At 45.4% G+C, this 13,951-nt stretch carries 14 protein-coding genes; 8 read left to right on the top strand and 6 right to left on the bottom strand.

Going from position 1 to position 13,951, the window contains the following annotated elements; genetic code table 11:
• Positions 1 to 164 precede the first annotated feature (164 nt).
• Complete coding sequence (locus SIO70_RS19835) at positions 165 to 731, bottom strand: hypothetical protein (protein ID WP_320573601.1); 567 nt, start codon at positions 729 to 731, stop codon at positions 165 to 167.
• A gap of 71 nt (positions 732 to 802) precedes the next feature.
• Positions 803 to 2,359, bottom strand: a complete 1,557-nt coding sequence (locus tag SIO70_RS19830; RefSeq protein ID WP_320573599.1) for an FAD-dependent oxidoreductase — start codon at positions 2,357 to 2,359, stop codon at positions 803 to 805.
• A 186-nt stretch (positions 2,360 to 2,545) separates the two neighbouring features.
• Between SIO70_RS19830 and SIO70_RS19825 the strand changes: the two genes are divergently transcribed.
• The 7 genes from SIO70_RS19825 to SIO70_RS19795 all read left to right on the top strand — a co-directional run bounded on the left by SIO70_RS19825 (position 2,546) and on the right by SIO70_RS19795 (position 9,068).
• The gene (locus SIO70_RS19825) at positions 2,546 to 4,870 is read left to right on the top strand and encodes a TonB-dependent receptor (protein WP_320573598.1); all 2,325 of its coding nucleotides are present in this window, start codon (positions 2,546 to 2,548) and stop codon (positions 4,868 to 4,870) included.
• 443 nt (positions 4,871 to 5,313) lie between these two features.
• Positions 5,314 to 5,724: a hypothetical protein gene (locus SIO70_RS19820; RefSeq protein WP_320573596.1), complete on the top strand. Its 411-nt coding sequence runs from the start codon at positions 5,314 to 5,316 to the stop codon at positions 5,722 to 5,724.
• Positions 5,725 to 5,734: 10 nt separating this feature from the next.
• Entirely contained in the window at positions 5,735 to 6,955 is a 1,221-nt protein-coding gene (locus tag SIO70_RS19815) for a hypothetical protein (protein ID WP_320573594.1), read from the top strand.
• Positions 6,956 to 7,144: 189 nt separating this feature from the next.
• Positions 7,145 to 7,360, top strand: coding sequence for a DUF2892 domain-containing protein (locus SIO70_RS19810; RefSeq protein ID WP_320573592.1), 216 nt, complete (start codon positions 7,145 to 7,147; stop codon positions 7,358 to 7,360).
• A gap of 110 nt (positions 7,361 to 7,470) precedes the next feature.
• Positions 7,471 to 7,758 (top strand): hypothetical protein, encoded by a 288-nt coding sequence (locus SIO70_RS19805; RefSeq protein WP_320573590.1) that lies wholly within the window; start codon positions 7,471 to 7,473, stop codon positions 7,756 to 7,758.
• A 153-nt stretch (positions 7,759 to 7,911) separates the two neighbouring features.
• Positions 7,912 to 8,706 carry a DUF1266 domain-containing protein gene (locus SIO70_RS19800; RefSeq protein WP_320573588.1) on the top strand — a complete coding sequence of 265 codons (795 nt, stop codon included), beginning with the start codon at positions 7,912 to 7,914 and terminating at the stop codon, positions 8,704 to 8,706.
• An 11-nt stretch (positions 8,707 to 8,717) separates the two neighbouring features.
• Positions 8,718 to 9,068, top strand: a complete 351-nt coding sequence (locus tag SIO70_RS19795) for a DUF6717 family protein (RefSeq protein WP_320573586.1) — start codon at positions 8,718 to 8,720, stop codon at positions 9,066 to 9,068.
• Here the strand turns inward: SIO70_RS19795 and SIO70_RS19790 are convergent.
• Complete coding sequence (locus SIO70_RS19790; RefSeq protein ID WP_320573584.1) at positions 9,025 to 9,318, bottom strand: MFS transporter; 294 nt, start codon at positions 9,316 to 9,318, stop codon at positions 9,025 to 9,027. The genes SIO70_RS19795 and SIO70_RS19790 overlap by 44 nt on opposite strands.
• Positions 9,319 to 9,484: 166 nt before the next feature.
• Here SIO70_RS19790 and SIO70_RS19785 point away from each other — a divergent pair, with 166 nt between their 5' ends.
• Entirely contained in the window at positions 9,485 to 10,537 is a 1,053-nt protein-coding gene (locus tag SIO70_RS19785) for a site-2 protease family protein (protein ID WP_320573583.1), read from the top strand.
• Positions 10,538 to 10,630: 93 nt separating this feature from the next.
• Here the strand turns inward: SIO70_RS19785 and SIO70_RS19780 are convergent, their stop codons facing one another.
• The 3 genes from SIO70_RS19780 to SIO70_RS19770 form a co-directional block, all read right to left on the bottom strand.
• Positions 10,631 to 11,497 (bottom strand): sugar phosphate isomerase/epimerase, encoded by an 867-nt coding sequence (locus SIO70_RS19780; RefSeq protein WP_320573581.1) that lies wholly within the window; start codon positions 11,495 to 11,497, stop codon positions 10,631 to 10,633.
• A 206-nt stretch (positions 11,498 to 11,703) separates the two neighbouring features.
• The gene (locus SIO70_RS19775; protein WP_320573579.1) at positions 11,704 to 12,900 is read right to left on the bottom strand and encodes an OFA family MFS transporter; all 1,197 of its coding nucleotides are present in this window, start codon (positions 12,898 to 12,900) and stop codon (positions 11,704 to 11,706) included.
• A gap of 12 nt (positions 12,901 to 12,912) precedes the next feature.
• Complete coding sequence (locus tag SIO70_RS19770; RefSeq protein ID WP_320573577.1) at positions 12,913 to 13,932, bottom strand: hypothetical protein; 1,020 nt, start codon at positions 13,930 to 13,932, stop codon at positions 12,913 to 12,915.
• Positions 13,933 to 13,951 lie beyond the last annotated feature (19 nt).

Genomic DNA, 13,951 nt, shown 5'->3' with positions numbered 1-13,951 from the left:
CTGATCTGACCTCAAAACACCCACAGTAGACCCAATCATCAAATGTAACTGATCATTGCACCTACTCCGGCCTCAAACACCCACAGTAGACCCAATCATCAAATGTAACTGATCATTGGCACCTACTCCGGCATCAAAACACCACTAGATAACCCAATCATCAATTACTCCTGCTCTACCAACTGCTCATGCCTCACTACCACCGCTGTAGACTGATCATCAAAAGTGAGCAATGCAAAATGCCGGTTATTCCTGGTAATATTATCCATCAACTGACTGGGTTTTATTGGCCGCTGATACACCTCTTCCCCACCGGTCAATACCGCAGGTAACAATACCGGCGATTTCCGCTCAGGGTCAAAGAGCCGGGCTATTTCTGCCCTTACAGCCGGATCATTCTCATCTTCCATATGCTCAATCCTATCTGCAATTCTTTCTATAAAATCCACATCATAGCGACGTTTACCCTTTGTGTAGATACAATAATATGTTTCTGAATGATCTGTACTGAAAGGAATAGGCGCGTACTTCGGTGTTTTTTTGATCGTTACATTTTGCATAACGGCCGCCATAATGAATGAGCAAACTGCCACCCCTATACCCAGGTACATAACCGGTAAATAAGAAGGATGCTGTTGCGCCATCGCATAGCTGTAGTAAGTTCCAAAAAGAGAAAATACAAACAACACAGCAGGCACAGCCACCCACATATTTATTCCACTCTTTTTCATAACTATTGTATTTAAAGTGATACAATGATTTTTATTTAACAGACAAGGCCGGTCAATTGTTGCGCTAATTGCTAACTATGCTCCTGCGCCTCCACCTTAGACAGATCATGGGCAATATCCAGGTGCTCCAGATCACGATCCGCAGGTGTATGCAGACACTTACCCGTTGCATCAAACCTCGCTCCGTGACAGGGACAATCCCACGACTTCTCTGCTGTATTCCAGCCCACCTCACACTTCATGTGGGTACATACCGGGTTCACTGCATGCAACATCCCCCCTTCATCTTTGTACAACGCTACACGATGCCCATCATAATTCACCACCCGCGCCTCTCCCGGTGCCAGTTCAGCCAGTTCCGTGAGCTTGTGTGCAGGGAATAGCTTTCCAAAAAAGAGTTTTACCACATCAGCATTGTGCGTGACAAAGTTTGTAAAACCGGCAACTGGTTTGATGCGGTTCGGATTAAACAGCTTTTCCGTAGCACGATGTTTTCCCAGGATGATATTCCGGATCACCATTGCCGCTACCCCACTGTACACCATTCCATTGCCGCCAAAACCAGTAGCCACATATACATTATCCGGTTGCCCCGGCATGTTGCCGATATAAGGCAATCCATCTGCAGGTTCATAATACTGGGAAGACCATTTGTAGTCTACCGACTTTACTTTGAAATGCTCACGTACAAACGCTTCCAGGTTACGGAAACATTGTTCCGTGTTTTCATGATGGCCTGTCTGATGATCTTCCCCACCGGCGATCAGGTATTTCTTACCATCTACTACCTGTGTTCTGAAATAGTGATAAGGCTCATGCATATCATAAATCAATGCATCCGGATAGTTATTGTCTGCGAGTCTTACAGCCAGCGCATAACTACGATAGGGTATACAACGCAGGTGAACAAGATTAATACCCGGTGGTATATGTGTCGCATACACGATATTCATTCCTGTAAATTCACCGAGGGTTGTGTCTACTTCAATATGTTTGGTATTTTGAATTTCAATCACTTTGCAATCCTGCACGATCACCCCACCTGCATGCTCAAATGCACGGGCAAGGCCATAGATGTAAGCTAACGGGTTAAATCTGGCCTGATCGGTAAATTTATATGCTTTGGTAAATTGAAAACTGACAGGCAGATTATCCTGCAGAGTAATATTGATACCTTCTTCGCGGGCAGCTTTCGCAATTATATCCAGTGCTTCAGTCTGCTTTTCATCCTGCGCAAATAAATACGCATCTGTATAATCAAAGCCACAGTCTATACTGAAGCGCTCGATGTTTTGCTGTATCAGACTGATGGCAGCCCCTACCGATTCCCTGACCAGCCCGGCGTCTTCTTTGCTGAAATTCTTTGAGATCTGATCGTACGAAGTATCCAGAACTGTATTCAGATGCGCAGTCGTACCACCAGTGGTACCAAAGCCAATGTTATTTGCTTCCAGCAGCAAACATCGCTTACCTGCTTCCTGCAATAAAAGAGCGGTTGTAAGTCCGGTGATACCACCGCCTACTATGACCACATCATACGTCGCGTTATGATCAGCCATCAATGTAGGTTGAAAGGGATCAATGTTCCCCTGCCATAAACTAATAGTGGATGCATCTCTTTGTATCATAGCTTCCAGATTTGATTCCTGTAACAAGTACCATAATTTATGCCGGATACTATTTCCGGCTTGCGTAAATGATTTTCCCGATATGATTACCACCATGCTCAACTATATATGAATTTTACGCCGCCTTGCATTAGCGGGGACTATGCAAGGCTCACTACCACACTCAAACAAATACTTGTAATAATCATGTTTAAGCGTCGATTGGGAATGTTGATGATGGGAATGCTCCTTATGGTGACCTCTTTCCATTTTTCATTTGCACAAAACAAAAACCAGGGAGCCATCAAAGGAAAAGTAACCACCTCGGATGGTAAACCGGCAGAATTCGTAAACGTAACTATCAAGGGTACTTCAAAAGGTGCTACCGTCGGCAAAGACGGACGTTATTCAATATCCGGCATCAATGCGGGTAACTACACACTGGTAGCCAGTTTTATTGGTCTGAACACACAGACGAAAGAAGTGACAGTGACCGCAGGTAATACTGTGGATATCGACTTTGAACTGAAGGAAAACAACCAACAGCTGAATGAGGTGATCATTTCTACCAACAAATCTCAAAGTGGTAAAATCGAAAGTGACGATGTTGCCAAGATGAGTCTTAAGAACCTCGAAAACCCGCAGGTATACAGCGTTGTATCCAGCGAGTTAATGAAGGATCAGATGACCGTGAGCGTTGCCGGCGCACTGGCAAATGTACCTGGCGCAGTCGTGACGACTGACCCTGCAGGTGGTACCAGCATCACCCTGCGTGGTTTTACAGCGGAACCGGCTGCACGTAATGGTGTGCAGTTCATTGCCGCAGGGCGTACTTCGGTAGACCCTGTAAACGTAGAACGCTTCGAAGTGCTGAAAGGCCCTTCTGCTACCTTGTTTGGTAACGTGGTGTCCTCTTATGGTGGTGCCGTAAACATGGTCACCAAGAAACCATTTGACGTTGCTAAAACTGAGATCAGCTATACTTCCGGCAGCTGGGGCCTGAGCCGCCTGACGGCTGATGTAAACGCGCCGCTGAATAAAGAAAAAACCGCTTTGCTCCGTGTAAACGCTGCCGTTAATAAGCAGCAGAGCTTCCAGGAGACGGGGCATAAGAATACTTATACTGTTACCCCAGGTCTGACTTACAAGGCAAGCGACAAACTAACCCTGAACATGGATGTGGAAGCATATCATGAGGAACTGACAAAGACGCCTTACCTTCGATTCAATGTACTGGGTGTAAAGAATGTAAAAGATATTCCTTTAGGATATAAAGAGACCCTGTATGGCGATGGTATTGATGCTACTGCCAACACTTTCCGTACTTACTTTCAGGCGACTTACAAGATCAATGACCACTGGACTTCTACCACCAACGTATCTATGAACAATGAGAAAGTATTGAAGAGCTACCAGTTCTATCCTACTTTCCTGGATGCAACGCACATTGAAAGGGGCATTGCTTTGTATGGTCCGATCACCACCGTTACGACTGATTTCCAGCATAATCTGAAAGGTGATTTTTATACTGGTTCTATCAGGCACCGCGTACTCTGGGGGGTGGATTATTACCATTATAAGTCTGACTTCTCTTATGCATATGGTACCATTGATACCATCGATATTACCAACTACAGCAAGGCGAGCCTGGCACAGGCAGAAAAAGCTATACAGGCAGGATTTGCGGGTGTGTATAACAGCGAGACTGAGACCATTGCGACCTATGGTTCTGACCTGATCAACATTACTGAAAAACTGATGGCGATGCTGAGTCTTCGTGTAGACAGGTATGAGCTGAAAGGTACTGATGGGTATAAGCAGACTTCCCTGACACCGAAGTTTGGATTGATATACCAGGTAGTGAAAGACAAGGTTTCATTGTTTGGTAACTACATGAGTGGTTTTACCAATAATGGTCCTTACTTACAACCGGATGGGAAAGTGCTGACACTGAAGCCTGAATATGCTTACCAGTGGGAAGGTGGTATGAAAGTAAGCACGCTGGATAATAAGTTGATTGGTACAGTTAGTTATTATGATATTCGTATCAGGGATGCAGTACGTTACGACGGTAGCAGTTATGCTTATCAGGATGGTAATCAGCAGAGCAGTGGTGTGGAGTTTGACCTGACGGCCAGTCCACTGAAAGGATTGAGCATTACAGCGGGTTATGTATATAATGAGAACAAGTACATCAGGGCGACTTCGAATGAAGGGATGCAGGTGACTGGTAATCCAAAGCATGTGGCGAACTTCTGGGCGAGTTATAAGTTCCAGCCAGGTACAGCGCTGAACCACTTTGGTTTGGGCTTTGGTGGAAATTATGCAGATCAGAGTTTTTATGATGCAGATAATACGATTATTATTCCTTCTTATGTGTTGGCAAATGCTTCCCTCTTTTATGAGGCAGCACAGTGGAGATTTGGGATAGCGGCGAATAATATTGGAAATAAGAAATACTGGGCCCATTCATTTACTGCAAATCCGCAGCCGCTGCGGCAGTTACTGGCGAATGCCACATTTAGGTTCTAATTTTAAAAAGGAGGTCTATCATAAATAAATGAAATTCCTGAGAATCGCATAAAATGGAATCTGGTCCGTCAGGTATCCGAATCAAAAAAGAGGTGTATCTACCTTTTGATATACCTCTTTTTTAACAAGGCCTTTTGGTCGGCCAGAGAATAAGTACTGGTAATACATCGTTGGATAATCTTCCCTTTCTACCCCATCGGATACGATCAGTGATCAGTTAATCATATTTTATAAAAGGAACCAGCCAGCTCAGATCTGGGTTATAAATAGAGATAGGTACTTTTTTGTCCCGGGCATTAAATATTAAGTAAATATAATAAATTATTTATTTTTACAAAAAACGTACGAATGCTTATTTTGCATAGAGCTATTTCAACCAATTTTCAGTTCAAACCCCAGAATATTGCTTGCCAAACCTGTAGCTAAAACCAAAAAACCGAGACATGTCTATCACGCCACTAAAAAAGGTCTTTGCTGATACCACCGGCAAGACGAATCATTATGATGAGTATAAAATAGATCGCACTGACAGCCCTATTGTTATGAATTTATTTCCCGGTACCACCGGGCAATCTGCTGTATCCGATGTGATCATTGACTCCACCAAACAAGTGAGTAATATTCAGGGTGCCATCACCAATTTCAAAATCGGTACCGGCAATTCCCTCGTGAACAAGTTCCTGGAAGTATATACCATCATTACAGACGTATCTACTGTTACGAACCTGACCAGCCTTGACTTTTCACTCACCGGTGGCACTGCGCCCTACAGGTACTATATGGAAAGAACAGTGCAGGAACAGGGTGATTCTGCCGCTTACAAAATCACTATTTTCTTCACTGATTTCTCTTAACCGCTCCCTCATGAAACGAATTTTATTTATTGTCGGCATACTGGCCATACTATGCCTGGACGTAAAGGCCCAGCTGAATATTGACACGACCATCACGCTGGATGTACTGAAATCGCCGGTATCGCCGGCTTTTAACATGCTGGGTATCTCAACCAGTGCGATTGAACGGCCTTCGGACCTGAATAGTTTCAGGCTTTCTGTGCAGAATGCGACCAACAACCTCACGGCCATTCCCAATAGCTATGCGTTCGAAATAGCTCCCTTTTTATGGGGGGCAAAGAAGTATACCCTGAAGGATTTTGACAGCAGCAAACATGCCTTCCTGCAATCCTTTACTATCTCTGCGGGCTTTACGCATATGGGACCGGAGGGACAGGAAGATGTGGATAGTCTGAAGACAACAAAGGTCGCCATCGGGATAAAATTTGCCATTATCAGACCAAAATGGTCCGCGAATACCCGAAAGGCGTATATGGACCTGATTAAGGCCCAGGAAGACCTGCTAAAGGCATATGAGTTGCCCAATATGTATACCGATTCACTGGAAATCCTTAAAGGTTTAAGGGCGGCGCTGGGCGCTAATACCACCCTGCCGAATAATATTAAGCAGGACAGCATTGCCAGGCTGAAAAGGGACCTGCAGCGCATGCACAACCTCGTGGATTCCATCCAGCAGGAAGGTCTTCCCTCATCCGAACCTTTTCGGCGGGCCAAGGCCATCGCGGCGGCTTTCCCTACTGAACGCAAGGGTGTATTCCTGGATTTCACTACCGGTATGGTGGCCGACTTCCCCGATAATCGCTTCGACAATAGCCTGATCAACAAAGCCGGTGCATGGCTCACGGGTGGTTATGAAAACGGGAACAAAGGCATTACCTCCATGTTTATTGCCCGCTACCTGTATCACCCTGAAGTGATCTTTGCAGATCCTGACGGCAAGATCAGTGCAGATCATGCTTCTACATTCGATGTGGGTGCGCGTTTCCTGCTCAGTACATTGAACGATAAATTTACCCTGAGCGGGGAAGGATTGTACCGCAGTGTGATTGGCAATACCGTACTGGATCCCTCATGGAGACTCGTGTTGAGCACAGAATACGAGATTGCGAAGAACAGAAAAGTGACCTTCTCATTTGGCAGGAACTTTGACGGGGCGATCAGTAAGGGTGGTAATTTAATCGCAGCGATCAATTTCATAGCAGGCTTCGGAGGTGAAAGGAAGGTGAAATAAGGTTGTTTTTTTATTTTTTTGTATATTGCAAACAGAGAGACAACGTTCAGGTATTACGATTCCACGATTAATATTCTATAGAAAACTTCCATTGGTAGTATCCACCATGATCAGTACTATTAATGACGAATATCACCATTCCACGACTTTATTTCTTTTACCTTTAAACTGATTTAAAAATTAAACGCTATGAAAAAAAATGTCGGTACAGTTGATGGATTGATCCGCGTAATTCTAGCCATCATCACCATCTTCCTGTTTTACAACAAGATACTTACAGACAGCCTTTTCATGATCATAGCAGTGATTCTTCTGCTGACCAGCCTAACCGGCTTTTGCCCTTTGTACTCGCTGCTGGGGATTAAAACAAAACATGAGGCTCCTAAAGAGCCTGCCCGGGGTTAATGTACTTGTCATAACAACAATACCGAAGCTGCTATCTTTATAGATGGCAGCTTCTTCTTTTTGGGGGATAATGGTAAAAATGCCGGAGCGCGGCTTACCAGCAGGGAGCCATGGTGCATGAAGGTATTCACGCAGTGCCTGCCGACCTGCCCGGGGCCAGGAAGGCCGCATGGTTCCACGAAGGCGGCGATGTTTGGTTGCAACAAACAGCTGATGCCAGAAGGAGCAGCAATTTTAGTTTATTAATTTACCTGGATGGCACGAATTTTATTGCCCCGTTCATGCCCATTGAGTGTTACAGTAGATGGTTGCAGGATGGCAGCTTTGGCGGCCCATCTGCCGAAGACGTAAATAGGTTTAATGGTTCACAGCAGATTTGTACCTGGCGTACATTTTAGGCGGGCACCAGATTGCCTGCAGCTGGTTAAAAAAACAATGCTTTTTGGTGGGAGCAAAAATTATTTCCTATCTTGCCTTTAAATAATAGGGACATGAAATAAATGTTTGAGAATTGTTAGCACCCAATTTTCCCAATTAATTTTCGGATTATCATGAAAACTATCCTGACCTGGCTCATCATAGGCGCTGCCGTGGGTTATTTCGTATATACGAGGGTTTTACCTTTATTTTCATCTAAAAAAAAGAGAAAACCTTTTACCCCCATACACCGTGATGAGAACAGCACCCTTACAAACAGCCAGTACAAGAAAATAGCACTGGGGGCCATCTACAGCGAGATGACACATGCATATATCAATACCCTGGCTACAGGATTGGATAAATCTTATGTAAACGGTACCCTGCTGCAAAGCTACTGGAAACTAAAAACCGCCAGTGATGCCAGGGCAAAACTGGTTTACCTGCGGGACAAGGGATATCGCTATTATCTGCCGGCAATTTACAGGGCTTTGATGGCCAAAACGGCGGAGGAACAGGAAGATATTATAGATCAAAGTTTTCAGGAAGAAGAAGATAAGGGAAAAGTGTATTCCCAACTACATAACCTGATAGATACTATGCCTGAATTGCTGCAGGACGGTATCCTACAGGATGAACAGGATATTTTGAAATACGGTATGATCGGCTGGGATTGTGGCCGGCTCGTCTTCCTCACAAGACTCTGCCTCGAAGCCCGCATTATCAACGAATCAGAAGCCTGGGCCTTCATTGACGCCGCCAGTGAACTGGCCCACATCACCTATACTGATTGGGAATCCTATGCTAAAAGTTATATTCTCGGCCGCGCCATGTGGGGTGGTATTCACTCCGGCAACCGGGACGTAGCTGCAATTGCCAGATATTTACTGGAGAGGGACGAAAGCCCCTGGCTCCAACTGCCCTGGTAAATAGAAACAAGATGAAAAAGACATTCAGATTTTACAAAACCGAAAAAGGCAGCTGGTATATAGACCTGCCGGAATGGACAGACGGTATTGAAGCCCTGCAAATGGTAGAAGGCGCCGATACGATGCTCGACACTGTAAGCAATCAATCCGATGAAGTTTACCTGGAACTGAGCGACGAACCTTTTGAAGGTGCAGACGTACTCCACCTTACAGAGAACCTCCAGGACAGTATCACAGGCGGTATCTATATGATGCCTTTCTACAAGGGTACTGAAATCAATCACCCCATGTGGTTATGTGGTGTGACAGCGTTTGTATTTAAGGGATTGCCTCCGCTGATCTATGTGGGGTATCCTGTCTGACAGACCTGGTATAATATTTAAATAACGCGACGCATACGGCACCGGCAATGCTCTGCATTGTCACCGTATGCTTAGCTCCCAACTGGTGCGCGATCGTGCCTGTGAGTAAATTCCCGATTGGCAGCATCCCCTCAAACGCCATCACATAATAACTGATCACCCGGCTGCGCATACGATCCTCTACATGCGTTTGCACATAAGTATTCGTAACGGCAATCTGCGCCATCATCCCCCCTCCTGCCACCGCCACAAAAAACAACGCTACCGGCAGACTCCATGACTTGACAATGTAGAATTATTCGAAAAGATCCTGCCGGATATTTTTATAGATGGTAATGACCGTCATCATATAAACCATCCATCATCATAGGCTACCCGTCCCCTAAAAGATAGTTTTGTATCAAATAAAACGCCATATGAGAAACGCCGTCAAACTCTTCCGCATTAAGGGTATCCCGGTGGGGGTACACTGGATCTTTCTGCTGGTCAGCTGTTGGATACTATTTATCCCGATCATTTCACGAGGCGACTCACAGCGCATAGGATGGACTGCCCTGGGCATATTGTCTATTTTCGGTTGTGTCATGCTGCACGAACTGGGCCACACCCTGGCGAGTATTCATGCAGGCATACCTGTCAAAAATATCCGTCTGCTGCCTACCGGTGGCATTCCTACAATTGCTATGCAGCCTGAAAAAAGAGGTCACCTGTTACTGATCACCTTTGCAGGTCCTGCTGTAAATCTTTTCATCGCCCTGCTGTTGCTGCCTTTCCTGGATGATTATACACCATTCTGGGATACACATCAGCTGGTATTCAATATCACACCTAACAACTACCTGGTATTCTTACATAATATCAACGTAATGCTCGTGGTGTTTAACCTGCTTCCCGCCTTTCCGATGGACATGGAAAGACTCCTTTCTCCACAGGCGTCCCTGATGGGAACCCGCATACTGGGTTTGCTGTTCTTTGTGGGTGGCACCGTGCTGCTGAACCGCTGGCTGGTCTTCTTCGGACTGTACCTGTTGCTGATGGGTGCTACTGAAAAAAGACTGGTGCTGAAACCACGTGTAAAAAATGTGTGTCTGGGAGATATTGTAAATAAAGACTTCAAAACTGTGAATGCTTCCGTTACCATGGAAGAAGCCAATGCTTATCTGCTGGGTGACCATCACCGCTCTTATGTGGTACTGAACAACCAGTCTCCTATTGGGGTCATTGATAGCCAGGTCATCCACTTTAGTCAGGCGCCTGGCTACTACAGACGGAAAGTCTATACTATGATGGACAAAGGCGCGAAACTGATGAATGGTAATATGACTATTTTTGATTGCTGGGATGAGTTGCCGGACGAACACCTGGTACAGGTACCGGTGGTGCAGGATGGCCGGTTGCTGGGGGTTGTGAGCAGGGAAACCGTCAAAGAATATTTAACGGATAAAGAGAATGCTGTTAGTTTTGGCTAATGAAAAGAGCTTGTACCAATAATTGATACAAGCTCTTTTTATGCTGTCATATACTTCTCAGGAGGTTCATTTATTGATGACACCTCCTGTTTTTTATGCAAATAATACTGTACGCAGGTATTTTGAACTTTCTGTGATGCTCTCGTAAGGATCGATGGAGAAATTCTCCTGTTCTACGATATAATATTTAATACCAGCCGTTTTTGCTTTTGCAAAGATGGTTTTGAAATTAATACTTCCTTTACCAACTTCGGTGTTCAGTTCAGGGTTGGCCTTATCCATATCTTTCACATGTACCATGGTAAAGCGGCCAGGGTATTTGTTGATCCAGGCAACAGGATCCTGACCCGAACGCACTACCCAGTAAATATCCATTTCGAAATGCACCAGTGCAGGGTTGGTACCCTTCAGCAGTTCTTCGTACAGCATTACGCCATCCACGGTATTGAATTCGAAATCGTGGTTATGGTACGCCATTTTCAGGCCGTGTTTCTTTGCTTTATCAGCCAGTTTATTCAGTTCAGCAACTACATTTTTGATATCAGCAGCTGTTTTGCGCTTCTTTTCATCGATGTAAGCCATGGTCAGGTATTCCTGTCCCAGTATTTTGGCAGCCTCAATAGAAGCGTCCTGATCTGCTTCGGTGTCCAGGGCGTAGTGTCCGCTTGGGCTGGTGAGGCCATGCTTAGTGAGCAGGGCTTTGAATTCCTGGGCGCTGAGTCCCCAGAAGCCATTCTTTTTGCTATAGCCGTAGGTTTCTACTTGTTTGTAGCCGGCGGCAGCTACTTTTGCGATCACGCCTTTTACATCTTTGGGTAGTTCTTCGCGGAGGGAATAGAGCTGCAATCCTGCTTTTGCATTGATCTTACCAGCAGCCAGTAAACGGTTCGACGAGAGCCCAAACGCCAGTCCGGCGCCGAGCAGGCCTGCCTGGGTAAGGAAAGTTCTTCTTGTGGTCATACTTATATTAAGTTTTAATTTGTTTCCGGGACAAACAAAATAAGGCGGAAATGTGGATTTTGCAAACAATGCTGCGAGAGAGGAAATTAAAAGACTGGGTGGGTGAAGCTGGCGCTGATGTGATCAAAAAGAAAATAGTGGGAATATAAAAGCGATACATAACCGGCATTTATTATCCCACTAAATACTAACGTTATTGCAAAAAATCAACTAGTCTTATTTAATAACCGCTTCAGCAGTATGGAAAATACCAGCGCAATCACCAGCAGCACGCTAAAGCAATATAATGTTCCATTGTAACTGGTACTTGCACTTCTTGCGATTGCGGCGAACAGCGGACCCGCCATACCGGCAGCAGCCCATGCAGTAAGCATATACCCTACTATCGCACCCAGTTCCTTTGTACCAAACAGGTCACTGATATAGGCAGTGGTGGTGGAGAAACCTGCACCATAGCAGGAAACGATCAAAAATATCAACAGCTGGAATAACAGTGCATTGTGCACCCCAGGCAATAACAGGAATGCCGCAATTTCAATACAGAGGAAGGTAATATAGGTATTGGGTCTTCCCAGGAAGTCAGACGCTGCAGACCAGCCAATACGGCCACCGCCATTGAAGATCCCCATGAACCCAACCATTGCGGCTGCAGCTGCTGTGGTCAAACCGGCAGATTCCTGCGCCATTGGAGAAGCTGCGGAAATGATGGCGATACCACAACTGATATTGAGGAAGAACATGATCCACAGGTACCAGAATTTCTTAGTACGGATAGCTTCCTTCGCTGTCAGCCCTGTAATTTCCTTTGTTTTTGCTGGTCCGCCATAACCTTCAGGAGGCGGTGCAATGTAAGAAGACGCAGCCAGGATTACTACAAAGTAGCTACCACCCATGATAAAGAAGGTAGTGGGAATACTGGTATGTCCGATCAGGTATACAATGAGCGGGCTACTGATCAATGCGGCAAAACCAAATCCCATAATCGCCAGACCGGTGGCCAGCCCTTTCTTGTCAGGGAACCATTTTACCAGTGAGGTAATAGGTGTGATATAGCCCAGGCCCAGACCGATACCACCAACAACGCCATAAGACAGGTACAGCCCCCACAGTGAGTGCGCATATACTGCCAATCCTGAACCTGCTATGCCTACACCGAAGAAAAGCGCCGCAAGTCGCCCGGATTTTTTCGGGCCTAGCTTTTCAACATAACTGCCCAGGAAGGCAGCTGACATACCAAGGAAAAAAATAGCCAGGCTGAATGTAAACTGTGTCTCTTTCAGTCCCCATCCCAGTTGTGCTATTAACGGTTTTGTGTACACACTCCAGGCGTACACAGAGCCAATGGAGAGATGGATCCCAACTGCGGAGGCTGCAATGAGCCACCTGTTCTTAAGTTTGTTCATGGTTGTGATGAATTATGCATAGATTTTCAACTGTTCAGCAATCAGTGCTCCCATATTCCGGCAGCTGCTAAATCCATCGTGGTGATGGAAAGTGGCCAGTTCCCCGGCCAGCTGGTCTACCTTCTTTTGTGGAGAGATCTGATCGTCTTTCATACAGGCCAGCAGATCATCCAGTCTGTAACGCACCAGGCGGATACGGTTATTGATTAAGCTCCGTTCTTCCTCCTGGTACTGCCGCATGGTCCGGTTGTCCATATGTTTGATACCAAGGCTTACAAGTTGATTGTTATCCTTAAAGAAATGAGGAAGGTAAAATTGTCTTCTGCCTTCATAGGATTGCTGGTCAAAGTCGATAGCACGGATCCGGTATTGGTTTCCTTCTATATCAGGTGTGATATGTACTACATAGTTATAGGCACGCATATCCCCCAGCAAGCGGATAAAACAGCGTTCGTTGAACTTCACGAATTCCTTGCAGATCCTGATCTGGTTGAATTTAGAGGTGTTCAGGCGATTTTTAATAAATACATCTCCAGGCAGCCCTGAGATGTGTTCTTCTATCAGTGTCTCACCATCTGTGAGATAGGCGATCCTGTTAGGTGATAATATATGTTCGAGTTCCAGACCATACACACGGGAGGCATCAGATACTTTTACATAGAAGTAATCATAGTTATCGTTCAGCGTATTCATGATGCGTACCCGGAAAGGTTTGGAATTACCAAAGGTGCAGTAGTCGATCTGGGATACCTGTAAGTGCTCAGTAAAAGCAGTATCGCCAGAGGTATTCATAATGGCATAGATGAGGGTGAGCGCAGGGAATAAGGTTTCCATATGCGCCGGATCGTAATAAACGGTTTCCCACAGCGTGTCTTTGCCATCCTTGTCCAGCAGTGGAATGCTCACATGAAAACGGAGCAGGTCACTGTAGTTCACTAATACTTTCAGGTCACGGTTATATTTACGCAGATAATCCATCAGGGGCTTCCTGACGGGATAAACCAGTTTCTTGCGGGATTGAACGTCCATCATACAATTAAGAATAAAAATG

The organism is Chitinophaga sancti, from assembly GCF_034087045.1.
In the GTDB taxonomy this organism is placed as follows: Bacteria; Bacteroidota; Bacteroidia; order Chitinophagales; family Chitinophagaceae; genus Chitinophaga; species Chitinophaga sancti_B.
This window is presented reverse-complemented; position numbering and strand designations above follow the sequence as displayed.

Excerpts from the sequence above, each read along its gene's own strand:
- SIO70_RS19785 (WP_320573583.1), top strand. The coding sequence starts at position 9,485 with ATGAGAAACGCCGTCAAACTCTTCCGCATTAAGGGTATCCCGGTGGGG.
- SIO70_RS19775 (WP_320573579.1), bottom strand. The coding sequence starts at position 12,900 with ATGAACAAACTTAAGAACAGGTGGCTCATTGCAGCCTCCGCAGTTGGG.
- SIO70_RS19770 (WP_320573577.1), bottom strand. The coding sequence starts at position 13,932 with ATGATGGACGTTCAATCCCGCAAGAAACTGGTTTATCCCGTCAGGAAG.
- SIO70_RS19810 (WP_320573592.1), top strand. The coding sequence starts at position 7,145 with ATGAAAAAAAATGTCGGTACAGTTGATGGATTGATCCGCGTAATTCTA.
- SIO70_RS19780 (WP_320573581.1), bottom strand. The coding sequence starts at position 11,497 with ATGACCACAAGAAGAACTTTCCTTACCCAGGCAGGCCTGCTCGGCGCC.
- SIO70_RS19825 (WP_320573598.1), top strand. The coding sequence starts at position 2,546 with ATGTTTAAGCGTCGATTGGGAATGTTGATGATGGGAATGCTCCTTATG.
- SIO70_RS19835 (WP_320573601.1), bottom strand. The coding sequence starts at position 731 with ATGAAAAAGAGTGGAATAAATATGTGGGTGGCTGTGCCTGCTGTGTTG.
- SIO70_RS19800 (WP_320573588.1), top strand. The coding sequence starts at position 7,912 with ATGAAAACTATCCTGACCTGGCTCATCATAGGCGCTGCCGTGGGTTAT.
- SIO70_RS19805 (WP_320573590.1), top strand. The coding sequence starts at position 7,471 with ATGGTGCATGAAGGTATTCACGCAGTGCCTGCCGACCTGCCCGGGGCC.
- SIO70_RS19820 (WP_320573596.1), top strand. The coding sequence starts at position 5,314 with ATGTCTATCACGCCACTAAAAAAGGTCTTTGCTGATACCACCGGCAAG.
- SIO70_RS19795 (WP_320573586.1), top strand. The coding sequence starts at position 8,718 with ATGAAAAAGACATTCAGATTTTACAAAACCGAAAAAGGCAGCTGGTAT.
- SIO70_RS19830 (WP_320573599.1), bottom strand. The coding sequence starts at position 2,359 with ATGATACAAAGAGATGCATCCACTATTAGTTTATGGCAGGGGAACATT.
- SIO70_RS19815 (WP_320573594.1), top strand. The coding sequence starts at position 5,735 with ATGAAACGAATTTTATTTATTGTCGGCATACTGGCCATACTATGCCTG.